This window comes from Pedobacter deserti, assembly GCF_024436415.1.
In the GTDB taxonomy this organism is placed as follows: Bacteria; Bacteroidota; Bacteroidia; order Sphingobacteriales; family Sphingobacteriaceae; genus Pedobacter; species Pedobacter faecalis.
In genome coordinates this window covers 3,100,076-3,125,610 of the sequence record NZ_JAFMZQ010000001.1, presented here as the reverse complement: position 1 = coordinate 3,125,610, position 25,535 = coordinate 3,100,076, and the positions used below count along the sequence as shown (strand labels likewise).

Here is a 25,535-nt window from a genome sequence, read left to right as displayed (position 1 = left end):
GCCATAAGATAGGCGTTCTTCCGGTATCAACACAGTGGTTGTCTTTCCGTTTGTAACGGTTGCTTTAGGACACCCACATTGGCAAAGTCACCTAGTTGTTAACACGGGTCTTTGCCGTATTCAATATCAGTCAGGTGAATATTCGAAAGGCAACTGATCCCCAACCCGCTTTCGCGCTAGGTAACCATATATGAAGAAAGTTTGGGGATCAGCATAACTTCCTCTTTTATCTATCACCGCCTCGCTGGTGACTAACCGAATTACAGATGAGTTGCGTCCGAAAGGTACCGTTTTTCCTGGAACTGATTTTGAAATACTTGCTATGGCTGCAGCCTTTTTTGGATTGTAGGTCAGATAAATATTTGAAAATTTAAACGATATAAGAGAGGAATCTATCGCTGTTACTACTGTGTCGAATCGTATCGGCCTTGGATTTATTGATACCAAATCCATCGGATTATCATAGGGACTTTCAACTACATTTTTATAATACTGTTGCGCGATGAATCCCTGTTGCAAAACCTTGTTAAAGAACACTGATCTCAGAAAATGCGTCATTGAACCATAGTACGCTTTACTTCGGTTCTTGCTCCACTTTTTGTTTTCCTTTGCCGACCCCGCAAGTTCTTTAAACACAACCTGTCCGTCGTAGATCGCAGTTTGGGAAACAATATTATACTTAAATGACGTGAGTAGGTACCGCAACTGGTATCCAAGATGGCGGTTTTCAATGACAAGAAATTTATCTGTCCATGCGGTCATTGTGTTGCCTATATAGCCAAAGTTAATTGCTTCACTGTTAAGTATGCGGCAATTTTTAGCGCTTTTCGATCTGCCCAGAAACTCCCGGATGAAAATTTTGAGGTTCTTTTTTCTTAAATCTGGACCTATAGTAACTTCATCAAGTTCAATGACCTTTTTTTGCAGAACTATTTTAACACTGACATCCGCGTTTTGAATTGCAACATTGGCCGAATAGGTCGAGTGCCCTATCATGCTGACGGATATTTGATACATTCCCGGCGCCAAACCTGTAATTGCAAAAGTTCCGTCTGTTTTCGTCTGACTAATTCGTGTTGTGGAATTTATGAAGACCGTCGCCGCTTCTAGTGGCATAGAGTCTGGATCCAGGACTATCCCTGTTATATTGACACCCTTTTGAGCATAAGCGGCATTCATTATCAACAGGCAAACAAAAATCGATAGAGATAAGTTCAGTTTATACATGAGGAGTTTCTTTTATATCCGGAAGCGTATACATTAGTGAATCATTTGGAGTAAAGGTCTTCATTTGCATCTTCTTTCGCATAATTTGATCGGTGAAATGCTAATGGTTTTTTTAAGCTAAGATAAAGGTGACAGGATCGGAAAGCGTTCAAAAATGTAACAGATGCCTTACTGTCAGCCGCAAAACGATGTTCTGGGATCAGCCACTCTTAGCCGTGAATTAGTTCTTTGTTGCGCGTCCGTTTTCAATAGGTTGGCCGCGCTGATTCGTATCGTCACCTTGAGTTAACTGATCGAGCAAAGCAGTCAGTTTGTCATCGCTCGGCCTAGGGGCCGAACTGGACACTAACTTGCTGTCTTTGTCGTAAAGAAGATAGCGGGGTATAGTTGTCAAATTGATTTTTTCCTTCAGTTTATCAAGTGACGGAGGATCAATCAGGAAACTTAATGCACCATCTAGTGGTAAATCATTATGTATTGACTTCCATTGATGCTTCGACTTATCAATAGATAAATAGATAAATTTCACCCGTTTTCCAGCATAGCGGTGCTGCAGTTTTTGCGACTTCGGAAATTCTGCTTTACAGGGCTCACACCAACTTGCCCAAAGGTCTACATAAATGATATCTCCTTTCAGTGAATCTAGAAGTTCACCAAATGAAATATGTTGGCCGGTTGTAGATATCAAAGTTGTCTGGTCGGAGGTCCAATCGTCCTTCGTAGCTAGAAATTGATTATATGAAGGCTTTAAAAGATCATTGTACCGGTGATCGGCAAACATAGTACCGCGTTCAAACAGTTTCGCCAGTATATTGGTGTATTGATTACTTTTTCTCACAAAGGTTCTTGATAAAAAATAGGCCAACATTACATCTTTTGTAACATCATTAAAATGTTTGGTTATAAACCTGTGCTGTTGTCTCAAAATTTGCTCATCGTCAAGAGCAAGTAGCGGTTTGGCCCAGAGATTTTCTAAAAGGATATCCAAAGACCTAACGTAATAAAAACTGTGTAAGTGTTGATCGTTCATCAGCTTTTCGGGGGTCAGGTGATTAAGATACTTTTCAACCAGCAGGGGATTGCCTTTTTCCGTAAAAAAGACACGAGAAGTTAACGAAACGAGATAGCGAAAGTACAGCCTGGCAAATACATAATCCTGAAAATCTCGTTTGGGTGCCTTATCCCTCACAAAGGTTTCAAAACTATTTAGCTTACTTGTAAGGGACGACTTCAGGTGATGGTAAAATTGCTCAAAATTTTTCTGAGTGACTGCAGAACTAATTTCGTTTGCCGTTTTCTTCTGTATCTCATACTCATATAAGTCAACGAGAAAGTTATATGCCTCAGAGGATTCGCCGGAAAATTTCATTCTTGGCGTAACTCCTTCGGGATATATCTCGATGTGAAGAGAATCTCCGGGATGGCAAAAAAAAGGGATATGATTTATGGTAAGCTCTAAGGGGTGATTTAAATGAAACCTTAACAAGAACGTACTATCCGGTTTTGCTTGAAAAGAATAAATATTTGGTTGAGCCAAATGGGCCGCATCTGAATAGAACGTCACTCCTGCGGCCCATTTCGAGTAGATTTTTCCAGTGAAGATAACTTCGGTGGGCGATCCAGCACAAACTGTGGTAGCACTAAACAGCAGAAGAATAAAAAATAAACAAGCTCGAATGTACACTGATTTCATATCCATATTGTGTTAAGCGGCCCGGTAACAGAAAGCAACGTTAATTTCCGACACAGTTGCATCGCTCTAGCGACGTCCTCTACATTTTTGAAAACGGAGTCAATAGCGCTTCGTGAAGAAGTGGTCACCTCGCCGAGGGTAAGCCCGTTGTCTTCGGAATCATGACAGGTCACCGAGCATGCCCGCCCGCTATTGTCACTACGGCGTTTGCCAAAGACTTTCAGCAACTGATTCTTGCTCAATACTTCTGCTTTGAGATTTTGGGCTTTTGTCGATAATTTTTTCATACCAAAGATTGGTTAAAGAAGGCGACCGTTTAAAGGAGGGCTGTATGATGGTTAATCATTTTGTAGTGTTTTCGGCTTAATTGATTGGCAACCTTTTACTGAGCGCGTTTTAGGGAACGAGTTATCAATATGTACCCTTGCTAGGGGTTATCGCTTATATGGACATTGGCGCAGATCTCGCCGTAAAATGACCAAAATGTATTGGGCCTTGGTCAAATTGCCACTAACCCAAGTCCTTCAACACCGTCTTATCTCGAATGAAAACCCTGGAGAATAGTCACTCCATTGACCACATCTATTTTTAATGCGAGCAATCACTGTAATCATAAAAGGGGAGGACACTATGTTAAAGGTCACTGAAATTCCTGAATTAATAGCCGAACCGGGTGTAGAACAAGCGTAAGCACCCGAATTGTTCGTGACTTGAATGGTGCCTGAGCCAAAGTTAAACACCTGCCATTGCACCTCTGTGATGCCCGCCGAAAAAAGGTTACAACCAGAACTGCCATTGTATATCAACCCAAATGAAAGCGGTTGAGTACTGGAACTTATGCATGACGGGCCGCTCTTCACTATACTTATTCCTTCAATCTGAGGAGCACCCGCAAAGACTTGTACAAGTTTTGATAGCGTTTTAGAGGAACCGCAGAGATCTGTTACCATAGCAGTTAGCGTCACTGAACCGTTAGCAATGCCACCCAAAGTGGCACCCTGTCCGGACGTAGTTAACTGTGCGATGTTACTTGGCGTCACAGACCACGCAACATTAAATGCGGCTGGGAGGTTTTGGATATAATACGTGGACGGCGTGCATACTTGATCGGATCCCATAATGGTTAGCGAAAGCGCCTCCCACAACGCTTTACAGGCATTAAGCCGACCATACCCAAGCTGAGGTGACCACCCGTTTGAGTCGTATGTATATCCGCCTACCTTATCCGCGCTGCCGGTAATTATACTGGCAACTTGTGAATATGTAAGGCTATTATTGACAGAGAGAACAAGTGCTGCCACCCCGGCAACGTGCGGCGCAGCAGCCGACGTGCCCCCAAAAGCACTGTAATAGTCTCCTGCTGGACTCGGGGAGGGATTGTAACCCGCCGGCCCAACAAGGTCCGTTGTGTATATCTGGAAACCAGGTGCACCTATATCAAGCCCAGGGCCATAATTTGCAATATCCCTGAAATCAGCGAAGTTCGTAGCCGTAACAGCCATGACGTTTGGAAGGTTCGATGGATAGAGTATGAACGATGCGCCCGTGTTACCAACGGAAAACGTCAAAACGCATCCCAAACCACCCCGGCCGCTTGAGGTGGCTAAGTTAATCGCATCGTCAATGACCTGGTAAGGCACATCAGAACTCCATGAATTGTTTATCACGGACGCGCCGTTCAGTCTCGCAAAATTAATTGCATCTGCACGCTTCATTCTTGAACTTACCGAGCCAGACAATGAATTACTTATTGACATAAGCGTTATATCAGGAGCGATTCCAGCAATCCCAAGGTTATTGTTCCTCGTGGCGCCGATTATTCCCGCACATGCGACTCCGTGGGCGCCATAGAGTATGCTTGGAGAAGTACCTGTTTCGCTATCGAAGCTTGTAGCCGATATGTTCGTGAAATCCGGGTGATTGAATTCCAGACCTTCATCTACCACTGCAACGATTATGCTTGGATTGCCGGTAGTGACGGCCCATGCAGGACACATTTTAATGTCTGCTCCTGGAGTCCCTCCCGACTGTCCTGTATTCTGGAGCGCCCACTGCTGAGAAAAGTATGTGTCGTTAGCGCATGTTCTTACGTCCTCGATGAGGTCAGGTTCAGCAGCCTCAAACAGTCCGCTTTCATAAAATAGGTTTGCCAGTACCAAAGAATTCTGTTTCGTCCCGTTAGTGCATGCTACGGCATACCATTCTGGCATAAAAGAGTTTCTACCCTCGATGACAACGCCATTTTCCGAGGCCATGTTATATAGAAGTTCATCGTCAGCCCCCTCCTTGAGTTTAACATAGAAAATATGAGAAAGTGATAGTAGCTTTCCATTTTCCGAGGTGAACGAAGGCCCTCGGTATATAACGTCCACATCGTCTGGGTCAGCTAGCTTATAACTAGAAGTTTTAACAATGGTCCAATAGAGATTTGAATCCGAATCATCTAAAACGGAAGACTTCTCCAAACTACCTAACTGTAAACGATTCGGCTCAAATGGTTGAGGCAAATGCTCCTCAGCATCAACACTTGTTAGAGAAATCGTCGGGGAAGTAAGTAACCAAAATTCGAAGTGCGGATTGGGCGTTAAATGCACCTTCCGGCCTTTATACCAATAAAAAGCGTCCATGATATGGTTTAGATAAGTTTATAGTGCAGTTTGTCAATTATTTTATGAAAGGCAAATATTAGTTGAGGTATTCGATTACAAAATCAATTTCCTTGTCCTTGTATTCAATCGGCAAGCTCGCAGCGAAAAATGCTGTATCAATTTTTTGGCAATCCGATTGCTCAAGAGCCACATGGTAGCGAATTACACCGCTTTTCAATTCAATTTTCTGGTTCTTGGTCTCTATACATTGTCGAAATGCTACCCGACCGGCCAAAATGAAGTGTGTGTTAAAATCAACTTCTGGCATCGTGGCCTGGCAGCCGAACTCATCAGCGTATGCAGTTGCATCTTTGATAACGATAAAGGACTCCTTCTGTTGACTCGAATTAATGCTCGAAGAGGGGCAAAACCTTACGGTTGGGAATAGATCGTAATCAATTGGTTGTATCTGGACAAGCTCGTTATTGTCAGTTGGACTTGATTTGCTACATGAAAAAAACAGAATGACAACTACTAATAACGATGGGAAGCTATAAGTCTTCATAACAAACTTCGGTAAACATGAGTAAAAGATAATTGAGCGTTTTGAACTTGATAATGTTCTCTAAGTTAGTTAATTGGTAAGATATTCGTTAGTTCATTTTGTAAAATTTAAGTTACAAAGCGATATTATCAGGCACAAATCAGAGAGCCAGCACACGCAGGAAAGATATCTGAATAGCGCTTTGAAGAAGCCGATAGTTTAAAGACGCTAATTCCTGACCAGTTTTTCCGAAATACCTAATGGACCGACGTCACAGAAAAATCGTTGATGAGTTCGCTACGGAAAATGAATTTTAACAGTACTAAGATTTCCGTTCTTGTTTTGAATAAGCAAATGCCTAATAGGTTTTTCATAAAGTTAAAATGCTGAAAAATGGCAGCACTTAGTAAAGCGCCTTATTACTTAGTGAGAAGACCTACTCACTGCGCGATTAATTTTTTTGAATAACAGTAGGGTACCTGAGATGTCGCTCCCAGATACAGCATCGAAATCGCCTATTTTTAGTAGGTTTACAGAAGGGCGGTTAGTCTTGTTTTTAATAACTTAATAGCGCTATTTATATGCTTTTGAATATTGTTCTCTGTCGTTTGGAGTTCCTCAGCGGTTTGAGCGTATGTTTTGTATTCAACTCTATTTGATATAAACGCCTTGCGCATCTTGTTAGGTAAGGATGCTATCGCTGTTTCGATATGCTTTTGCCATTCCTTCTCTCTTACTAAATAGTCTGCGTGAGCCATATCGCCGGTATTAGTAAAGTCGACCAATGACTCAATATATTTTGATGATACCTGCTGGTGTTCGAAATGGTTGAACATTAGGTTTTTCATCGAGGTCACAAGAAAACCGGGCAAGTTCGATATGGTGAGCGTCTCGCGTTTAGTCCATAGTTTCACGAACAGATCCTGTACAAGATCTTTTGCGATATCCTCGTCTTGCAGCTTCTTGAACGAAAAAGCAATGAGTAGGCCTTGGTACCGGTTATAAATCTCAGTGTACGCTAAATGATCGTTCACTTTTAACATATCGATCAGTTCTAGGTCGGAGAGTGCCGTGTAGTTAGAGGCCCGTTCCATGACTTTGTTCTGTCAACGGGTGAAGCGCTAACCGTATAACCTGTCGGTATGTACAAACTAGAAGACTTTGCTGTTGCCCGATAAATTTCATCACCCAGATTCTGTGGCATGATCACGAATCTGGAGGAAGAGAATGCCCTCTAATCGAAAAGAGATGGGACTTACCTCATTCCCTGCCGACGGCCGTAGGAGACCTAACACGAGAACAAGAGCAAGCCCATCTCTTCCCGTAAAGGTAAGAGAATGGGCATTTACTCCTGATCTTGCGTGTCTTAAAATTTCCTACGTTTTCGGCAGCAAGATTCAGTATCAAATACCAAATTAAATTACAGATAAGCACGTTATTACGTGTCCATCAACATTGCTAAAATAAAGGTTTTCCTTCAAAAATGCAAATTTTCTTTTACAGTTAGTTGTGTGCTGGAAGCTTTCCTTGGCAGGAAGAATCGCTTCTATGTCAAAAATCACATGTATATCCCTCTTTGTAATTAATCAAGTTCGTTTACGCCGTATGATATTGGGCCTATCATCTAGATCACTGTCAATGTTACTAGGGCGGTCCGAAGGGTATGTTGGTATGGTTGAAAGCTTGACGTCGCAAACGCAGTATCCACCAAACGAGTGGCCGAAACTTGCCAAGGCTTTAAACTGTACAGTTCATGATCTGCTTCCCTCGTCGCAAAGTGCAAATGCTGGTGAACTCGTGGATAAGGTTGTGTTGAGTTTAAGTGATGCGGAGGACATTTTGCTGGTGATTGATGGACTAATTGGGATCGGTTATTTTGCACAGCCAAGGTCGATTTCGGAGGTGTCAAGATACCTGTTTATTGAGAAGGCGGATCAGGTTGAGGTTCTGGCTAATGCTTTGAAACTTGCAACCAGTGACAGTGAACTCGCGGAGCAGGACGGGAAGTTCGTGGCAATCAAATCTGTTTAGCTGTTCCCGTTTTATTCGCCTCCTTTTTGGAGTGTACTGATACTTTTCTATGCTGTGCATATGGCTAAACAAAGTATTTTTGTAACCAATGTCAAAAAGTAGAATGGACAGCCGGGTGGTGATGTCCCGCATGGATTACGAAATTCTAAGGCGGGTGCATGAGCGTGCGGTGTCCATTGGGCTTGGTGACGAGGAGCTCTCCTTTTTGATGGGTAAGCGGAATAAGTATTTTTTTGATCTGCTTGATCCAACGGACAAGGACAAACTCAAAACAGAACAGCTGGATGTATTACCGGTGATCCTTGGTGTCGGGATCAGGGATCTGGTTCCAAATGAGATTTCGCCAGGAGAAGACGTGATAATATATGGCTATAAGAGAGTCACTGCGACTAAGATCGTTTACAGGCATTGTGTTCGTTATCACAACGGTCAGGAATCCGGTACGGTTGTTTGGAGTAAAAGGGTGATAAGAGGTGTGCGCCGGAAGCTTAATTTGGTTTTGCATAAAGCAGTGGTTGAATTTTTAGATGAGGGATATTTCGATGTTCATCGAAGTGCGCTTGAATTGTATATAGAACTTAACGCGGCTGGGCTTGTCTTTACCCCGTCGGATCTGCAAAAGTCATTGTCTGTCTTGATGAATAGAAAGCGCAGTTTGCCGGTGTCGCTGAAATGTGAATCGCTCCATTCCAGGTATTACTATATCAGGGCATAGCCGCTTGTATCTTTGCCATCTTCGAACAGAATGTGTCAGATACTGAACTTTCAGCGCCCTTTTGGTTTTCTTTTCTTCCCGGTCTAAGCAGAAAATGAGTGAATTTTACTCGTTGTTTTGTTAAGTCTTTCGACGGTTTGATTGTGACGGTGTATTCGGCGTTGTCTCTGCGCAAAAACAGCTCTGCAATCTCAAAGGTCGTCGATTGACGATTTGAGCTGCTTTTCTTCGAATTTTCTTTCAAAATTTTATCTAAGTATAAACCAGTATTTTTCAATCTACTGGTTTATACGTATTTCTTTTTTCGAGCCGGGTGTGCACTTTAGGGTCAATCAACCTAATTGCCTATGGTAAATCATTGACTCATTTTTCCGCTTGTGCAAAGTTGTCGCCAGTGAACGGGCAAAGCGGAGTTTATTTAACTTTTATGTGTATGATGCAGGAGTTTAGTAAGGGGCTTTTGGAAAAGCTCCAAACTGAGTTGATGGAAGTGCGTGTGGGAACCTTGCTGCCGCACGCCAGGTTGCGCGATCAGCTGGCGTTGATCCGCGAGGCGATAGGTAAGCTTCGCGCCTATGTAAGGGAGCACCCGTTCGATAGTGAGGATCAGGAGATCAGCTACTATAAGCAGATTTTGCCTGCGTTTAAATCGGAGATGATTTATCAGGTGGAAATTTATAATCTTCAATCGGACGCACCCTCTGGTGTGACTGATTTGTCGGAGTACTACCGGCAATCTTTTGCTAGTCAGATGGCATTTCTAAATCAGTTCTGGTTTTACTACCGCTACTTCAAGCTTAAGGCCGAAGAATTGGATAGCTTGTTTTTTACGGCTGACGGCGGTGCGCGCAGTGCGCTCGTGCCGGTGCTCGCTGAATCGGAAGAGTATGGTACGGCGGTGGGTTACCTCTTTGCCAAATTTAAAGCTATTGACCGTTTGCAGGAATTTGTGCGCCAGAAGTCGGAGGAACTTAGTGCCGTAGGGTACCGTGCTGCTGCCAGTGGTAAAAATACTCCTAGGCCTGCCTTTAAATGGACCGGTAAAATCATCGACCTGATCGAGGTTGCACATGCTTTGTATTTGTCAGACGAGGTGAATAACGGCAATGCGGGCGTAGTGGATTTTTTTAAAGCGTTCGGCGATTTCTTCGGGGTGGATCTGGGGATACCAAAAAAGGGCATGGATAATTTGATGGACCGCAAGACGATTGGGCGCACGCGGTTTTTGGATAAGATCCGCAGTTGTATGCATGAACGGATGGATGAGCTTTTGGCTTATGACCCGGATAGGATGCGCCGGAAGATGGGAATTTAGTGCCTTTTATTGCGCAGTTTTTCTTGCTTTCAGCTTGAACTTTTCCCATGTGGGAGGCATCCGGTTTTTGAATTTCAACCTTTGTTTCATCGCCCGGGGCAATGTCGCTCCGGGATTAAAAAAATTCTTATGATGGTTTTACAATCATTTTCATGGCTGCATTTTTTGATTGCTGCTGTACTGCTGAGCCTGGTCTGGTACCTGGTGGTCTGGCTGATGTTTTTTAGGCGAAGGCCGGCGGGTGCTGGTGCTGTTTCTCCTGCTGAGTCTTTGCCGCATGGCTGGCAGGACCGGGTGGATGTGCTGGAGGACGGGCTGGTCGGAAAGCCGGTTCCCGATCCTGGGGTTAGCTTGGTAGCGGCGGATGAGTTTGGTTTTGGCGGGCCGGGAAAGGATCTGCAGCTTGGCGTACTGGCGGACGTGCAGGAGGAGATCAAATCGGCTTGCCGGGATCTGGAATACTCGGTGGGCACCAAGGAGGACTTCTATGAGCGCTTCGCTTTGATTCGCGGGCGTTATGCGATCCCTGCGGGATCTCGCCAGGCGCTTAATGAGTTCATTCGGGAGCATGTGCCTTTCTATTTATCTGAGGATGAACTGGAGCATCTATGGCTGTAGGTTTGGCGGCTATGCCGCGTGGTTAGGAATCAATTTTTTGGGCATGAATAAGATCTTAAAAAGAAGAATGAAGTATTTGAAAGTGAGAATTAAGAAGATGATGCTGAGGGCCGGTTTGGCTTTGCTGGCTGTAGTGGGCGTGATGCTGGGAAGTTTGTCGGCATCTGGGCAGGATGGGGCCTCGGGAATTAACGAGGCGACCAGTAAGGTGACCAGCTATTTTGATGCGGGCTGCGATTTGATGTATGCCATTGGCGCGGTGCTGGGTTTGATTGGTGCGATTAAGGTGTATTCCAAATGGAATGCGGGGGAGCCGGATACCAGTAAAGTGGCGGCGGCCTGGTTTGGCAGCTGCGTGTTTTTGGTGGTGGTAGCTACGGTGCTTAAGTCTTTCTTTGGTATTTAACTAAGGGGCCGAGCAGCAGCGCTGCTGCCCGGCGCTTTAAATATGTTTTTTGTTATGAATAGCGTATATCAGATCAATAAGGGGATCAATCGCCCGATTGTCTTTCGGGGGCTTATGGGGCAGTATATCGGCTGGCTGGCAGCCGGGCTGGTAAGTTTGCTCGTTGGCTTTGCGGTGCTCTACGTGCTGGGCGTGCCGGTGTATCTGCTGTTGCCTGGGGTTCTGGGGTTAGGTACGGCTTTGTTTGTTTTGGTCGGAAGGCTGTCTAAGCGATTCGGCGCGCACGGGTTGGAGAAGTATTTTGCTGCGCGTGGTTTACCTGTTGCCTTGAGATTTCGCTCCAGGCGGCTGTTTACGGGGCTGAAGTATGGCTCTGGGTTATCTGGGAGGAAGCGGTGATGGAGATGTCTAAAATTCTTCCAATCTGGAAGGTAGAGCGTAATGCAATGGTCTCCATGCAGGGTGATCTGACGATCGGGTTCCGGGTCAGGCTGCCCGAGACGGGAACGCTGTCGGCGGAGCAGTTTGAGGCTTTGCACCAGGCTTTTGTTAAGGGTATTCGGGTATTGCCTTCAGGCAGTATCCTGCAAAAGCAGGACTGGTATTTTCGGTCCGGTGTTGCAGCAGATTTTGATCGCTTTGATGGAGCGGGTTCGGGCGCGATGCTGGGCAGGGCCTCCGAACGGCACTTTCATGAACGGCCGTTTTTAGCGCACGAGTGCTTTGTGTTTTTAACGCAAAGGCCATTGAATCGTCGGGCTTCGACTTCTTCCTATAGCGGGATTCTGCGCAGATCGGTGGCGCCGGTGGGTAAGCTTGATGAAAAGCTGTTTTCGCACTTTCTGTCCTGCGCTGGTCAGTTTGAGCGGATCTTGGGGGATACTGGCATGGTGGAAATGGTGCGGCTTTCAGATGATGATTTGGCGGGAACGGCCAGTAGGGCTGGGGTGATCGAGCGGTATTGCTTTTTGCTTGGTGCCGGGGATCAGCCGGTGATTAAGGACATCTCGGTGCGGGATGGGCTTCGGGTAGGCGATAAGCGCCTGGAGCTATTTGCGCTGTCGGATGCCGGGCACTTGCCGGCCTTTTGCGGCCCTCGGATCAGTTACGATAAGTATTCTACCGATCAGACCAAGTACAGCATTGGCTTTGCTTCGCCCTTAGCTGGACATCTGGACTGTAACCATGTCTATACCCAGTACATTTTTGTGGGGGATTCGGCTAAGGTGATCAAGGAGCTGGAAGCGAGGAAGCTGCGCCTGCAGTCGCTGTCGGCGTATTCCCGGGAGAATGCGATTTCCAGGGATGCGGTGAATGACTTCTTAAATGAGGCGGTGGCGACGCAGAAGCTTCCGGTGAAGGCGCACTTTAGTGTGTTGTGCTGGGCGCAGTCTGATTTGGAGTTTGCGGATTTGAAAAATAAGGTGGGTTCAGCGATGGCTTCCATAGATGCGGTGTGTAAGCAGGAGACGGCCGGGGCGCCGCAGATCTGGTTTGCGGGTATTCCGGGCAATGCTGGGGATTTTCCGATGAACGATACTTTTGATACGTTTGCCGAGCAGGCCTGCTGCTTTTTGAACCTGGAGACGAGTTATCGTTCCTCTCTGTCGCCTTTTGGGATCCGTTTGGCAGAGCGCCAGGCGGGCGTGCCGGTACATGTGGATTTATCGGATGAGCCGATGAAGCGGGGCTGGGTGACCAATCGAAATAAGTTTATCATCGGGCCTTCGGGATCAGGAAAGAGCTTTTTTACCAACCATATGCTGCGATCTTATTATGAGCAGGGTACACATGTGGTGGTGATTGATGTGGGGCACAGTTATAAGGGTTTGTGCGATCTGGTCGGCGGATATTACTTTACCTATAGGGAGGAAGATCCGATCCGGTTTAATCCGTTTTATATTGCGCCTGGAGATTTCCTGGATACCGAAAAAAAGGAAAGCATCAAAACGCTGCTGCTGGCGCTTTGGAAAAAGGATGATGAGACCTATACCCGGGCGGAGTATGTCGCGGTCTCCACGGCCTTGACCTTGTATTACGGGTATCTGGATCGTAGCCCTTCGGTATCTCCCTGCTTCAATTCGTTTTACGAGTTCTTACTTACCGAGTACATGGAGGTGCTCAAGGACGGCAAGGTGGATGCCAGGGATTTTAACGTGCAGAATTTCCTGTATGTGCTGAATCCCTATTATAAAGGCGGCGAGTTTGATTACCTGCTGAATGCTTCAGAAAACCTGGACCTGCTCCATGAGCGGTTTATTGTCTTTGAAATTGATACGATTAAGAGCCATCCGATTTTGTTTCCGGTGGTGACGCTGATCATCATGGAACTGTTTATTTCCAAAATGCGTAAGCTCAAAGGCGTCCGCAAACTGATCTGTATCGAGGAGGCCTGGAAGGCAATTTCGGGGGCAGGTATGGCGGACTATTTGAAATTCCTGTTTAAGACGGTCCGCAAGTTCTTTGGGGAGGCGGTGGTGGTGACTCAGGAAATCGAAGACATCATTTCTTCTCCGGTAGTCAAGCAGGCGATCATCAACAATGCGGATTGTAAGATCCTGCTGGATCAGCGTAAGTATCAGAATAAGTTTGACCAGGTGCAGCAGCTGCTGGGCTTGACCGACAAGGAGCGGGCGCAGGTGCTGTCGATGAACCGGGCGAATGATCCGAAGCTGAAGTACAAAGAGGTCTTTATCTCGCTGGGCGGGCAGGTGAGTAAGGTGTACCGCACGGAGCTTAGCCTGGAGGAGTACCTGGTGTATTCCACCGAGGAATCGGAAAAGCTTAAAGTGCAGGCGTACGCCGACCGGTACGGCGACATCTCCCGCGGGGTCGCCGTACTGGCGGCTCAGCTCCGCTCGGGAGCGGAGAAATTGTAAAACGTGTTGACTAAAATTTATAGGTTATGACAAAAGTGATGTTAATGAGAGAAGCCTGTTTTGAGCTGAGGTTTGCTGGTTGGATTGGGTTTGTGGGATTGCTGTTTGCGCTTTTGCAGGGCTGCTCGGTGCAGCCGGGTCTGGCGCTGGAAGGCGTATTCGTCAATCATGCGAAATCTGAGTTCAGCTTTGCTGCTGACACTTTGATCGTGGACCACGTAGCGCAGGAGGAATTTTTGATGCAGCGCCGCACGGGCATCCAGATGCGGGATGAATTGGGCCAAGTGGGGAAGCTGATCCTGGAGGGCGAGCAGTGGAAGGGGGTGTTTGACGCAGAGCGGGAGGTGATGATTGAGCAACGGCGTGGCAGGGAGCTTAGGCTATCCGGGGAGGATTTGGTGCTGGAGAAGGCGGTCTACAGGCGGATCTCTAAATGAAAACGAAAATGATAAAGAAATTGAAAGAGGTATTGAAAACGTATATGGTCGTACTCTCGCTGAGCGGTACGACCATCCTGGTGGCTTTGCCCACCGGGGCTAACGCCCAGCTGGCCATTGCCGAGGTGATTAAGGCTGGGGTGAAAAAGGTGATCAGGGCGGTGGACCTGAAAGTGCAGCGGCTGCAGAACCAGACGATCTGGCTGCAGAATGCGCAGAAGGTGGTGGAAAACCAGTTGTCTAAGTTAAAGCTGGGGGAGATCTCGGACTGGACGGAAAGGCAAAGGTCTTTGTATGCCGGGTACTTCGAGGAATTGCATAAGGTAAAGGCGGTGATTTCCGGTTACCAGCGGGTGAAGGATATTGCCGCGACCCAGCGGGAAATTATCCGGGAGTATGAGTGGGCAGCGGGCTTGTTCCGAAGGGATAGGCATTTCTCAGCCGATGAGCTTTTGTATATGGAAGAGGTCTATCGGGGGATACTGGATGAGAGCATTAGGAACCTGGATCAGGTTTTTATGGTGATGAACTCCTTTAAAACCCAGATGAGCGATGGAGCGCGGCTGGAGCTGATTGATGCCGCGGCGGATAAGATGGCGGAGAACTACAGCGATCTGAAGCAGTTTAATCAGCAGAACATCATGCGATCAGTTAGCAGGGCGCGCTCGGAGCTGGAAGTGAAATCTTTAAAGCAGGTGTATGCATTGGAGTAGAAGTTTTTTATTAGGGCTTTGCCTGTCGTTGTCTGCTTTTTCTTCGCTTAGCGCACAGAGTTTTTCAGAATGGTTTCGCCAGAAAAAAACGCAGAGAAAGTATCTGGTGGAGCAGATCGCAGCTTTGCAAATGTATTTAGGTTACGCGAAAAAGGGCTACGAGATTGCGGGCCAGGGCTGGTCTGCGGTCCGGCGTATTACGGAGGGGGAGTTCAAACTGCATGAGCTGTTTATCTTCGGGCTGTCGGCGGTATCGCCTTCGGTTAGAAACGATTCAAGGATCGCGGAGATCATCACTTTGCAGGTGTCGGTTTTAAAATCATTTTCCGGATTGGTTGATCGGGATGGATTTACCGGCGATCAGCTGGCTTACGTGCTGGAAGTCAAAGCTGGGGTGCTGGAAGAATGCCTGAATGACCTCTCGGAGCTGTTTCTGGCAGTGACCGCGGGAAAGGCGGAGATGAGTGATGATGAGCGTTTGGCTAGGATCGGTGCGGTGCACGAGGCAATGCTGGAAAAGTCCGCCTTTTGCCAGGACTTTGTGTCTGGCGCAAGGATGTTGCTCAACCAGCAGCGGCTGGAAAGTCACATGCTGGAGAAGCTGAGGAGGTATCATGAGTAGGCGAATATTGTTTTTGGGTATGCTGTTGGCGCTGATGTGGTCTAGTGGTATGCGTTCGTATGGACAAAGCAGCGAGGCGCAGCAGTTGCTGTTGAACGTGGAAAAGCTCTCGCAGCTTAAAAACATCTTAGCGGACATGAAAAAGGGTTACCAGGTGTTGTCCCAGGGCTACGGCGCGGTAAAGAACATTGCCCAGGGTAATTTTTCGCTGCATGAGGTTTTTTTGGATGGGTTGATGATGGTCAGCCCGGAGGTGAAAAAGTATCACAAGGTGGGCGATATTGTGCGGTATCAGCTGGCTATCGTTTCAGAGTACAAAGCGGCGCTGTCCAGGTTGAGCAGGTCGAATATGTTTTCCGTCTCGGAACTCGATTACCTGGCTCGGGTTTACAAGCAGCTGTTCGAGGAGAGCCTGGTAAATCTGGACAGGCTGCTGATGGTGGTGACTTCCAGTAAGCTGCGCATGCGTGATGACGAGCGCTTATCGGCGATTGACCGGATTTATGCGGATACTGTCGACAAGCTCAGTTTTCTGCGGGCCTTTAACCGGAAGGCAGACGTGCTCCGGATAATGCGGGTGAAGGAGCGCTCGGAGCTGGTGGAGACGGGAGCTTATTTTGGAATCAAATAATTGAAGTTATGAAGAAGATTTTGTTAACGGCATGTATTGCCGTGATGGGATTGCTGTTGCCCGGAATTTGTGTGGCGCAGTCGGGAGGCGGGCTGGCGGGCAATATTGCGGGGCTGCAGCCGGTGCTGGACCGGGTGTATGAGGAGATGCTGCCGCTTTGCTCCAGGCTGATTGGGGTAGCCAGGGGATTAGCAGGATTTGGGGCGCTATGGTATATCGCTTCCAGAGTCTGGCGGCATATCGCCGCTGCTGAGCCGGTGGATTTTTATCCGCTGCTCCGGCCCTTTGCATTGGGGCTGGCCATTCTGCTTTTTCCGGCGGTGATCGGGCTGCTCAACGGCGTGCTTAGACCGGTGGTGTCGGCGACGGGTCTAATGGTGAAAGACAGCAATGCGGCGATTGCGGCTTTACTGAAAAAGAAGCAGGAGGCGATTAAAAAGAGTTCGCACTGGCAGATGTATGTCGGAGAAACGGGTTCGGGAGATTCGGACAAGTGGTACCGGTATACGCATCCAAAGGATCCGGGCCGCGAGAAGGAGGGGATGTTTGAAGGGATTGGCAATGATATCAAGTTTTGGCTGGATAAGAATGCCTATGCCTTTAAGAACTCGATCAAGCAGTGGCTGTCTGAGGTCTTGCAGGTACTTTTTGCCGCGGCGGCTTTGTGCATCAATACGGTCAGGACTTTTTATTTGATCGTGCTGGCGATCCTTGGGCCGCTGGTGTTCGGGTTTGCGGTCTATGATGGCTTTCAGCATACTTTGACGGTCTGGCTGGCGCGCTACGTGAATATTTTTATGTGGCTGCCGGTGGCCAATATCTTTGGCAGCATCCTGGGCAAGATCCAGGAAAATATGTTACGCATAGACATCTCCCAAATCGGTCAGGCGGGGGATACCTTCTTTTCTCCGGCAGATTTTGCGTACCTGGTCTTTATGGTAATTGGTATTGTCGGCTATTTCACGGTACCGAACGTAGCCAGTTACATTGTGCATGCAGGCGGCGGCAATGCGATGCTGCAAAGGGTGAATACGCTGGTCATAAGTGGCGGTAATTATAGTTCGGGGAAGGTCGTACAGAGGAATAAGATGCAGAGTGATGCCGTGGGTGATATGTACCGCAGGATGACCGGCGGATATGCCGCTGAGGGTAGTGATTATTTCAAGGATAAAATTAAGTAATATGTTTTCTCAACTTAAAAACATTGACACCGCTTTTCAGCACGTCAAGCGGTTCAGCCTGTTTCTGATATTGGCCTGCGTTCTGGTCAGTGGCTTTGCGATGTATTTCGCATACGGGCTGATCCGGTCCGCGCAGGATCGGGTGTATATTTTATCGAGCGGGAAGGCGCTGGAGGCTTTCTCAGCTTCCCGCAAGGAGAATGTTCCCGTAGAAGCGCGGGATCACGTCTCCATGTTTCACCACTGGTTTTTTACGCTCGACCCGGATGATAAGGTGATCCAGTCGAATATAGCTAAGGCGCTGAACCTGGCGGATGAATCGGCAAGGCGCCGCTATGAGAACCTGAAGGAGCAGGGCTATTACAACAACATCATCTCGGCCAATATTTCTCAGGAAATTTTGGTCGACAGCATTCAGTTGGATCTTTCGGAATACCCGTACCGATTTCGCTGTTACGCAAGCCAGAAGCTCATTCGGGCCAGTTCGGCCGTCTCCAGGAAGCTGGTGTCCAGCGGCAGGTTGAGGAATGTAAGCCGCTCGGATAATAACCCGCACGGCTTTTTGATCCAGGGCTGGGAAATTTTGCTCAATGAAGACGTAAATGCTAAAGCTGCTTTAAGATGAAACTTTTTAAAAAGGGTTCGCAGCTTACCGCTGGACAGGAAGGGATATCGCGAAAGCTTGCTGGCGATTTGCTCATGCGCCAGCGGCGTTTGGCTGACCGGCTGAATAGGCATACTGCTGGTTTTTCTCTCAGGGCTTGGCTATGGCTGCTGGTTGTATTCTGCGCAGGCTTTGGTGGCTATTGCCTATGGCTGGTTATTGGGGCATTTTATTGAATGTTTAACTTTTAAATATATAATTATGAACAAAAAAATTGAAACGCGCAGGATGCTGCTTTTCCTGCCACTGGTGGTGATTCCGCTGCTGGCGCTCGCTTTTTACGCGCTGGGCGGGGGATCGGGTAACAAGGATGAGGGTAAATTGGTTGCTGCCGGGATCAATACTGCTTTGCCGGAGGCCAGGTTCGGGGCGGATTCGCTGGCCGATAAAATGGCGGTGTACGATCGGGCTGCGGTATTAGATACCGCTGGTCTTGAGAACATCGCAGGAAGGTTGGGGTTTGCCGGAACTTTTGATGATCCACAGACCAGGGCCATTGAGGAACGGCTGTCTGCTTTGCAGGTAGAGCTGGCGAAGCCGGAGGTGGTGAAGTCTTCGGGCTTTGATAAAAGGGCAGTAGGTGGTTTGGCGAGTAACGACATGAGTCGGGACGTGGATAAGCTGGAGATGCTGATGAAAAGTATGCAGTCGCCTGCGGGGGAGGATCCGGAACTGGCGCAGTTATCGGGCTTACTGCAGAGTATCCAGGAGATTCAAAATCCGGATCTGGCGAGGCTAAAGTTTTCTGCTGGTGTAAAGGCTGATGGAGAGTTGGACAGCCAGTTTGTAGCGATACCCGCCGAGGTGGATGGGGATCACCGTGTGGTGCAGGGATCGGTGGTTAGGTTGAGATTGCTGGATACCGTGCGTCTGGGCGGGCAGGTGTTCCCAAAAGGGCATTTGGTGTGCGGGCTTGCGGGTTTTTCTAACCAGCGGCTGAATCTGGAGATCAAGAATATCAGGCTGGGCAACGCAATTGTACCCGTGAATTTGACGGTGTTTGACAGGCGGGATGCGATGGCGGGTATTGCGGCGCCTGAGGCGATGCTGTCTGATGCGGCAAGTGGAGGCGTGGTGGATGCTGCCGGAAGCGTGACCCTGGGCGGCTTTGATCTGGGGACGCAGATCGTGGGCGCGGGGATTGATGCGGCCAGGTCGCTGCTGGCCAGAAAGGTGAAACGTATCCGGCAGCCTGTGAAGTCAGGGTACCAGGTGTTGCTTCGGGACAATGCCAGGACGGCTGGAAATTAATAGAGTGTACATAGTAAATTGAATGACGATGAACAGAAATTCGTTAGAGAACTTTCGCGCGGAAGCGAAAGCGCTGAAAGTGCCGCAATCGATGATCGATGCGGCAGAAAAAGAAATGGAAAAGGGCGTGGCCAACGTCCAGTTGCAGGGGCAGCTGCCTGCGGATAAGGGGACTATTGATGTCACGATCCATATCCGCCAGAGTTCCCAGTCGGACTTTTATTATTTCAATAAGTTCGATGTGGCGCTGGATAAGTCTAAGCCCCTGGAAAAGGACCATAAATATATGGTGACCAGTCCGAGCGCGGATAAGCCGGATAAGAATGTAACCCGGGGTTTTGACAGCGTGATTAAGGCGATGGACTTTTTCAAGGATCAGAAAGGCGCGGCGGAACTCTCGATGGGCAAGTTTACCGATAAGGATATGCAGTACCGGGATACGCTGGCGACGATGAAAGAGGGTAAGGTGGATTACGTGAAAAATGAATTCCGTAAGACCTTTTACGCTCCGGTAATCCGCAATTCGCATTATGTGGATCGTGGGAAGGGCTTTAGCGTGGAGCAGGCTTCCAATATGCTGCAGGGGCGTTCGGTGTTTCGTGAGGATATGGTGAGCCGGGCGGGAGAGCAGTATGCGGCCTGGAGTCAGTATCAGTTTAATGAGCCGAAAGACCGTTATGGCAATTACACGATGAAGCAGTTTAGTGAAAGCTATGGTTTTGACTTGCGGAAGGAACTGGATCGCTACCAGCTGAAGGAGCTGGATGGCAAGGAGTCGGCTGAAAAACTGGTGAAGGCTTTACAGGATGGTCAGCGGCCAGTGGTGACGGTGACTGGTCCGGATGGAGAGGACCGGAAGCTTCGGATCGAGGCTGTTCCCCGTTATGGGAATGTGAATTTTACGGAGCTGGACGGTAAGCCGCAGAAGCGTGAGGAATTCCTGAAGGCATCGGAGCTTGACAAAGGTGCCGGCAGGGAGGTGTCTCAGGAGAAGCGTAGGGAGAAGTCAAAAGGCCAGGAGATGGGCGTCTAGGTTCTGTTGTTTAGTGTTAATTAATTTGTGGATTGAATCTCTGGCAGCAGCTTTGCTGCCAGAAATTCATCGATCTGGGTAAGTGTAATCAGTTGAAAGCGTTGGTAGCTGGCATCCGGTTGATAACGTTCTATGATAGAGATAACGGTTCTGCATTTATGAGTGCGCGCACTTAATTTTAGAATCATATTAGTTTGCCCATGAATCGATTTGATTGGTGGGCAAATTTATTGTTTTTCCAAATTTGTTAGTCGAGTTAAAACCCCCGAATCAGCAAGACCAGATCAAATAGTGTCGAAGCGGCTAAGGCATCTATTTGGCCTGATCTAGAAAAAATTAACAATTTGTTGAGAGAAAAGTCAGATCCAGATGTCAGCGCGTACACTCTGGTTAGAATAGCCCCCAATGGTAAGAATAAATGTCAAACGCGTGTTTTGCCGGAATATCCAGCAAATACTTTAATGGATAAATGGCGTGTATGTCCAATCTTATATAAAATTTCACTACGAACAGCACGGCCAAAAATAAGGATGATAGATGGCGGTACCCTATCTCTTCGTCGCGTCTTTCAAAATGCGAAAGATGCCGCACATTCGAGGTTGTCTACAACTCAAAACTGGTCTCGTGTTTAATCTCTGTCATAACGAAAGAACTTCTGACAGTTCCAATATTTGTAAGTTTTGCCAGTCTGTTGACGATAAAATCCTGATATTCATCCATGTCCTTTACCAAAACCTTCAACATATAATCATCGGTTCCTGTCATATGATAGCATTCCATTACCTCAGATGATTTTACAATTTCCTTTTCAAAGCGCTTCAACATGCCATGCTCATGTTCCTTTAACTGAACGGTTGTGAAGGCCACCAAGGTTTTGTCGATGTGCCGGTTATTTAGCATCGTTACGTATCTTTTGATTAGACCTGATTGCTCCATCTTTTTGATACGTTCGTATACAGGTGTCACAGACTTATTCACTCGCTCGGCCACCTGCTTATTAGATAACTTCGCATCCTGTTGCAGCAAATTAAGGATCATTCGATCAATCTTGTCTATCTCCATTGGTTTTTTTTTCTTTAAAACTACACAAAGCAAACGGTAAGTAGATATATCATCTAAAAAATTTACATTTTTTAGGTGTTATATCTAAAGATGACTGTGACTATAGAATGTGAATTCTATATTCAGCAGTTTTACCAAAAAAAATCTATGTCTGATAAGAAATATTCTCCCGAAAGTTTAATGATGAGTTACGGCTATAATCCAGAGCTCAGCGAAGGTGCGATTAAATGTCCCATATTTCAAACTTCTACCTTTGTGTTTAGAAATGCTCAAGAAGGAAAAGCATTCTTCGAAATCGCTTACGGCAAACGGGCAATCCGGGCATCCGAGGAAATGGGTCTCATCTATAGTCGGATCAATAATCCAAATTTGGAGATAGTGGAAAAGCGACTTACGCTTTGGGATGGGGCTGCCGATGCTGCAGTATTCGAAAGCGGCATGAGCGCGGTATCGACAGTCTTAATGGAATTTCTAAAACCGGGGGATATTGTGTTATACAGCACTCCACTTTATGGAGGGAGCCATCACTTTCTAAACCACGTGTTGAGCAAGTTTGGTATTCGTGCAATCGGCTTCGATGCAAGCGATGCGGACAAGAATATCGAAGATCTTCTGAGAGACGAAGATGTCAGACGCAAGGTCGCACTGATTTACCTTGAAACACCGGCCAATCCCACAAATACCTTAGTTGACATCAAATATTGTGCGGATGTTGCGGAGACGCTTTCAACGGCAGAAAAGAAAATAATTGTCGCTGTAGATAATACCTATCTGGGCCCTATCTGGCAACACCCGCTGCAACTTGGCGCCGACCTTGTTATTTATTCTGCTACGAAATACCTCGGTGGACATAGCGATTTGACCGCTGGTGCTGTGCTGGGCAATAGTGATCACATTCAGAGATTAAAAGTGATGCGTACGTTCTTAGGCAATATGTGTAGTCCAAACACTGCCTGGCTACTGCTACGCAGCCTGGAGACGCTAAAAGTTAGAATGGACCAGCAGCAGGCCAATGCTGTCCAAGTAGCGGAGTTCCTGGATCGCCACGAACGTGTCGAAAAAGTACATTATCTCGGACTTATTGATAGATCCGAAAGCAGTAAACAATATCAGATTTATAAAGATCAGTGTCTGGGCAGTGGTGCGATGGTAAGTTTTCACATTAAAGGAGGGGAACAGGAAGCGTTTGCATTCCTAAATGGCTTGAGGCTCATAAAGCTTGCCGTAAGCCTGGGCGGAACAGAAAGTTTAGCAGAGCACCCAGCAACGATGACGCATACGGATATCCCTGACGAGGAAAAATTGAGGATCGGCATTACAGAGCAGTTAATAAGGATTTCTATCGGCATTGAAAATGCTAAAGATATCATCGCTGATCTGGATAGGGCTTTATGGATGATAAACGGGGATTAAATGACCTTAAATTTACAGCAGAAAAAATAGGGGCTATATGGCGCTCCCTATCGGTTGCTGGTTGCGGAACCACGTGTTATTCGATTAATTTGGTTGGAAGCTTCCGAGCGTTCCTGTTCTCTTACATTAGCCCTGTTACTGCAGATATGACTATGCTAATTGATTTAAGTTGTCAGGGAAATTGAATCATAAGAGTAAATTTGATACAGTTCACCAGTCTGGGCTCGACCTTCGATGCTAGCTTCCCCAAATGATCTCATTAGTTGAAGTGAGGCAGCAGCGCGAGCTGATTACTGCGTTTATAATGTCGGTTATTCCAGTCTACCGAAAAAATTTCGTGAATTGGATTGATAGAGGAAGATCAAATCCGCCAGTCATTGCAGGCTTCTTTAGTGAAGTTTTAATTGCAACAATAGCCTGAAATGTGTGGCCTATCCAGCTCACGGAACCAGTCCCAGTTGGGCCCACTTAATTCCGATTTAACTTTTTAAGTCAAACGCTGCGCCCCTACGGTTGAATTTGAACAACATTTAAAATGAGCTGCCGGTTTCGAAAGTACTTACTTTTGTTTTGAACCTATGTAGTTCACACGATTCGTTTCTTTTGTTTGTATATCCGAGGTTAAGACAGTTAATTAATTTGGAGTAGTTAAGCCACGAAGTCGCACAAAATGGTAATTTTGTATATGAGGTACAGCGAATGAGTAACGAAAGACATCTCTTGATTGGACTGGCCAATGCCGACCCGAAGGCGTTTCGCGTACTGTTTGACATATATAGGAATAAGGTTTTTAGATATGCTTTTCGCTATTTAAAGTCAAAAGAGCAATCGGAGGAAATTGTGCAGGAGGTATTTCTAAAAATTTGGGTTAAAAGAAGGGAATTGTCCGATGTCGACAATTTTGGTGGATATCTGCGTATGGTAGCAGTTAACCAGACGCTCGACGCCTTGAAGAAAAGAGCATTAGAATATAAGTCACAGATAGATTTTCAGCGCGAGAGCTCGGAAGTTTACAGTAAATCTGAAGAAATTTTGATGTTAAAAGATTCGCACGCCCACATCGGTGCTATTATCAATAAATTGCCAAAACAGCAGAGACTGGTCTGTCAGATGTACTATAACGAAGGATTGAAACAAAGAGAAATTGCTGAAAAGCTTGGTATTTCAACATTGACGGTAAAGGTGCATCTACGGGAAGCTATTAAGAAGTTGAAGTCCACTGTAAGGAAAGGAGAGGCTTTAGCTCTATTCTTGCTTCTTTTTTTTGGCGATGTCTAGTCACATAATGATTGTTGGACTGCCGCGAGTAATTTTTATTGTGGCAGCAAGGAACTATGTTAAATAGTTTTCCGCATTGGATCATACCACGGCCAGATTTTTTTTTCCAACAGACTACTACCTTTTTGAATTTGAATCGTCAGATACAATAACAGTGTCTCCTCACTTAGACACATTTTATGAAAAAACCACAACTCAAACAACTGATTCACAAACACACAAATGATATAATATCTTCACAGGAAGAAGCTCAGCTTTTGGAGTTTCTTAGGTGCCAGGATGACTTATCTGATTTGCGGGACCTAATGATTGCAGACTGGGACAGCCCTGCTGTCGAGGTAACTATGGACGCAGCAAAGGCAGATGAGGTCTTTACAGCAATTACTACTTCTCAAAAGCCGGCTCCATTTAAGGTCAGTCTAGTTTGGATGTGCAGTGCCGCGGCGATCTTTCTTTTCTTTCTAGCTGCCGTTTATCTTATTAATTCAACAAAACTCTTTGCGCCACAACGGACAATCGGCGGGTTAGACGCCAGCGCAGTTACGACACTTCAACACCGAAAGGTGTCCTTGCCCGACGGCAGTACAGTCATTCTTAATGATAACAGCATTTTGGAGTACCCTAAAGTGTTCTCCGGAAAATCACGCGAGGTGGTTTTGCGGGGTGAAGGCTATTTTGACATCAAACATGATCCAATGCGGCCATTCGTAGTGCAGTCAGAAGGTTTAACGACAATTGTGTTAGGCACAGCTTTTAATATTCGGGCTTTGAAGGGGACGCCCATTGTTGTGACTGTTACTCGCGGGAAAGTTAAAGTTCAGGAAGATGACAACTTGTTGGCGGTCCTTTTGCCAAATCAACAGTTGGTTTTTGACCAAAAAGTCGGAACACCGAGGAAATTCGAAGTCATCGCTGATAAAGCGGTGGCTTGGCAAAAAAATGATCTTTTCTTTGACGATGTAACTATGGAACAGGCGGTCGCTATACTTAATAAAAAGTTCAATGTGAAAATTTTTTTTGAACAGGAGCAGGGAAAGAAATGCCGATTCACAGCCGCTTTTTTAAATGATCAGAACCTCGACGAAATACTCAATGTGATTACTGCATTTAATAATGCTTCATTCAAACGCGCTGGGGATATAATAACCATAATTGGCACCGACTGCGAGAATGAACCGTCTAACAAATAATCAACTAAACCAAACCAAAACGTTATGAAGAAAAACCATTACCA

Annotated in this window: 28 protein-coding genes; 19 read left to right on the top strand and 9 right to left on the bottom strand. The window is 46.6% G+C overall.

The window, feature by feature from the left end; all coding sequences use genetic code 11:
- Positions 1-126 precede the first annotated feature (126 nt).
- The 6 genes from J3P40_RS14160 to J3P40_RS14135 form a co-directional block, all read right to left on the bottom strand.
- Entirely contained in the window at positions 127-1,227 is a 1,101-nt protein-coding gene (locus tag J3P40_RS14160) for a carboxypeptidase-like regulatory domain-containing protein (RefSeq protein WP_256006809.1), read from the bottom strand.
- A gap of 220 nt (positions 1,228-1,447) precedes the next feature.
- Positions 1,448-2,920, bottom strand: a complete 1,473-nt coding sequence (locus tag J3P40_RS14155) for a TlpA family protein disulfide reductase (protein WP_256006808.1) — start codon at positions 2,918-2,920, stop codon at positions 1,448-1,450.
- Positions 2,917-3,207, bottom strand: coding sequence for a hypothetical protein (locus tag J3P40_RS14150; RefSeq protein ID WP_256006806.1), 291 nt, complete (start codon positions 3,205-3,207; stop codon positions 2,917-2,919). The genes J3P40_RS14155 and J3P40_RS14150 overlap by 4 nt, the downstream gene beginning before the upstream one ends.
- 237 nt (positions 3,208-3,444) lie before the next feature.
- Positions 3,445-5,547, bottom strand: a complete 2,103-nt coding sequence (locus J3P40_RS14145; RefSeq protein ID WP_256006805.1) for a S8 family serine peptidase — start codon at positions 5,545-5,547, stop codon at positions 3,445-3,447.
- A gap of 58 nt (positions 5,548-5,605) precedes the next feature.
- Positions 5,606-6,073 carry a hypothetical protein gene (locus J3P40_RS14140; protein WP_256006804.1) on the bottom strand — a complete coding sequence of 156 codons (468 nt, stop codon included), beginning with the start codon at positions 6,071-6,073 and terminating at the stop codon, positions 5,606-5,608.
- A 509-nt stretch (positions 6,074-6,582) separates the two neighbouring features.
- Complete coding sequence (locus tag J3P40_RS14135; protein ID WP_256006802.1) at positions 6,583-7,146, bottom strand: sigma-70 family RNA polymerase sigma factor; 564 nt, start codon at positions 7,144-7,146, stop codon at positions 6,583-6,585.
- 544 nt (positions 7,147-7,690) lie between these two features.
- Between J3P40_RS14135 and J3P40_RS14130 the strand changes: the two genes are divergently transcribed.
- Together J3P40_RS14130 and J3P40_RS14125 are read left to right on the top strand one after the other, a co-directional pair.
- Positions 7,691-8,083 (top strand): hypothetical protein, encoded by a 393-nt coding sequence (locus J3P40_RS14130; protein WP_256006801.1) that lies wholly within the window; start codon positions 7,691-7,693, stop codon positions 8,081-8,083.
- 88 nt (positions 8,084-8,171) lie between these two features.
- Positions 8,172-8,798, top strand: a complete 627-nt coding sequence (locus J3P40_RS14125; RefSeq protein ID WP_256006800.1) for a hypothetical protein — start codon at positions 8,172-8,174, stop codon at positions 8,796-8,798.
- On the opposite strand, the gene J3P40_RS14120 is transcribed toward J3P40_RS14125, so the two are convergent.
- Positions 8,788-9,075, bottom strand: coding sequence for a hypothetical protein (locus J3P40_RS14120; RefSeq protein ID WP_256006799.1), 288 nt, complete (start codon positions 9,073-9,075; stop codon positions 8,788-8,790). The genes J3P40_RS14125 and J3P40_RS14120 overlap by 11 nt on opposite strands.
- A gap of 156 nt (positions 9,076-9,231) precedes the next feature.
- On the opposite strand from J3P40_RS14120, the gene J3P40_RS14115 reads away from it, so the two are divergent.
- The 14 genes from J3P40_RS14115 (at position 9,232) to J3P40_RS14050 (ending at position 20,548) form a co-directional block, all read left to right on the top strand.
- Complete coding sequence (locus J3P40_RS14115) at positions 9,232-10,113, top strand: RteC domain-containing protein (protein WP_256006798.1); 882 nt, start codon at positions 9,232-9,234, stop codon at positions 10,111-10,113.
- Positions 10,114-10,245: 132 nt separating this feature from the next.
- Positions 10,246-10,731 (top strand): hypothetical protein, encoded by a 486-nt coding sequence (locus J3P40_RS14110; protein ID WP_256006797.1) that lies wholly within the window; start codon positions 10,246-10,248, stop codon positions 10,729-10,731.
- 100 nt (positions 10,732-10,831) lie between these two features.
- Positions 10,832-11,137, top strand: coding sequence for a DUF4134 domain-containing protein (locus J3P40_RS14105; RefSeq protein WP_256007080.1), 306 nt, complete (start codon positions 10,832-10,834; stop codon positions 11,135-11,137).
- Between the two features lie 54 nt (positions 11,138-11,191).
- A complete protein-coding gene (locus J3P40_RS14100; RefSeq protein ID WP_256006796.1) occupies positions 11,192-11,536 on the top strand; it encodes a DUF4133 domain-containing protein in 345 nt (114 codons plus the stop codon).
- Positions 11,536-14,016 carry a TraG family conjugative transposon ATPase gene (locus J3P40_RS14095; RefSeq protein ID WP_256006794.1) on the top strand — a complete coding sequence of 827 codons (2,481 nt, stop codon included), beginning with the start codon at positions 11,536-11,538 and terminating at the stop codon, positions 14,014-14,016. The genes J3P40_RS14100 and J3P40_RS14095 overlap by 1 nt, the downstream gene beginning before the upstream one ends.
- 26 nt (positions 14,017-14,042) lie before the next feature.
- On the top strand, positions 14,043-14,453 hold the full coding sequence (locus J3P40_RS14090; RefSeq protein ID WP_256006793.1) for a hypothetical protein: 411 nt from the start codon (positions 14,043-14,045) through the stop codon (positions 14,451-14,453).
- An 8-nt stretch (positions 14,454-14,461) separates the two neighbouring features.
- Entirely contained in the window at positions 14,462-15,166 is a 705-nt protein-coding gene (locus tag J3P40_RS14085; RefSeq protein WP_256006792.1) for a conjugal transfer protein TraI, read from the top strand.
- On the top strand, positions 15,153-15,788 hold the full coding sequence (locus J3P40_RS14080; RefSeq protein ID WP_256006791.1) for a hypothetical protein: 636 nt from the start codon (positions 15,153-15,155) through the stop codon (positions 15,786-15,788). Before J3P40_RS14085 ends, J3P40_RS14080 begins: the two co-directional genes overlap by 14 nt.
- Entirely contained in the window at positions 15,781-16,419 is a 639-nt protein-coding gene (locus tag J3P40_RS14075) for a TerB family tellurite resistance protein (protein ID WP_256006790.1), read from the top strand. The genes J3P40_RS14080 and J3P40_RS14075 overlap by 8 nt, the downstream gene beginning before the upstream one ends.
- Positions 16,420-16,427: 8 nt before the next feature.
- Positions 16,428-17,600, top strand: a complete 1,173-nt coding sequence (gene traJ / locus J3P40_RS14070) for a conjugative transposon protein TraJ (protein ID WP_256006789.1) — start codon at positions 16,428-16,430, stop codon at positions 17,598-17,600.
- Between the two features lies 1 nt (position 17,601).
- Complete coding sequence (gene traK / locus J3P40_RS14065) at positions 17,602-18,225, top strand: conjugative transposon protein TraK (RefSeq protein ID WP_256006788.1); 624 nt, start codon at positions 17,602-17,604, stop codon at positions 18,223-18,225.
- Positions 18,222-18,440 (top strand): hypothetical protein, encoded by a 219-nt coding sequence (locus J3P40_RS14060; RefSeq protein ID WP_256006787.1) that lies wholly within the window; start codon positions 18,222-18,224, stop codon positions 18,438-18,440. Before traK ends, J3P40_RS14060 begins: the two co-directional genes overlap by 4 nt.
- A gap of 25 nt (positions 18,441-18,465) precedes the next feature.
- Positions 18,466-19,515: a conjugative transposon protein TraM gene (gene traM / locus J3P40_RS14055; RefSeq protein WP_256006785.1), complete on the top strand. Its 1,050-nt coding sequence runs from the start codon at positions 18,466-18,468 to the stop codon at positions 19,513-19,515.
- 28 nt (positions 19,516-19,543) lie between these two features.
- Positions 19,544-20,548 (top strand): hypothetical protein, encoded by a 1,005-nt coding sequence (locus J3P40_RS14050; protein WP_256006783.1) that lies wholly within the window; start codon positions 19,544-19,546, stop codon positions 20,546-20,548.
- Positions 20,549-20,568: 20 nt separating this feature from the next.
- Here J3P40_RS14050 and J3P40_RS14045 read toward each other — a convergent pair whose 3' ends face one another.
- Positions 20,569-20,736 carry a hypothetical protein gene (locus J3P40_RS14045; RefSeq protein WP_256006781.1) on the bottom strand — a complete coding sequence of 56 codons (168 nt, stop codon included), beginning with the start codon at positions 20,734-20,736 and terminating at the stop codon, positions 20,569-20,571.
- Between the two features lie 415 nt (positions 20,737-21,151).
- The gene (locus J3P40_RS14040; RefSeq protein ID WP_256006780.1) at positions 21,152-21,610 is read right to left on the bottom strand and encodes an Lrp/AsnC family transcriptional regulator; all 459 of its coding nucleotides are present in this window, start codon (positions 21,608-21,610) and stop codon (positions 21,152-21,154) included.
- A gap of 90 nt (positions 21,611-21,700) precedes the next feature.
- Here J3P40_RS14040 and J3P40_RS14035 point away from each other — a divergent pair, with 90 nt between their 5' ends.
- The 3 genes from J3P40_RS14035 (at position 21,701) to J3P40_RS14025 (ending at position 25,491) form a co-directional block, all read left to right on the top strand.
- On the top strand, positions 21,701-23,023 hold the full coding sequence (locus J3P40_RS14035; RefSeq protein WP_256006779.1) for a cystathionine gamma-synthase family protein: 1,323 nt from the start codon (positions 21,701-21,703) through the stop codon (positions 23,021-23,023).
- Between the two features lie 699 nt (positions 23,024-23,722).
- Entirely contained in the window at positions 23,723-24,301 is a 579-nt protein-coding gene (locus J3P40_RS14030) for an RNA polymerase sigma factor (RefSeq protein ID WP_256006778.1), read from the top strand.
- A gap of 179 nt (positions 24,302-24,480) precedes the next feature.
- Positions 24,481-25,491 carry a FecR family protein gene (locus J3P40_RS14025; RefSeq protein WP_256006777.1) on the top strand — a complete coding sequence of 337 codons (1,011 nt, stop codon included), beginning with the start codon at positions 24,481-24,483 and terminating at the stop codon, positions 25,489-25,491.
- The last annotated feature ends 44 nt before the right edge of the window (positions 25,492-25,535 follow it).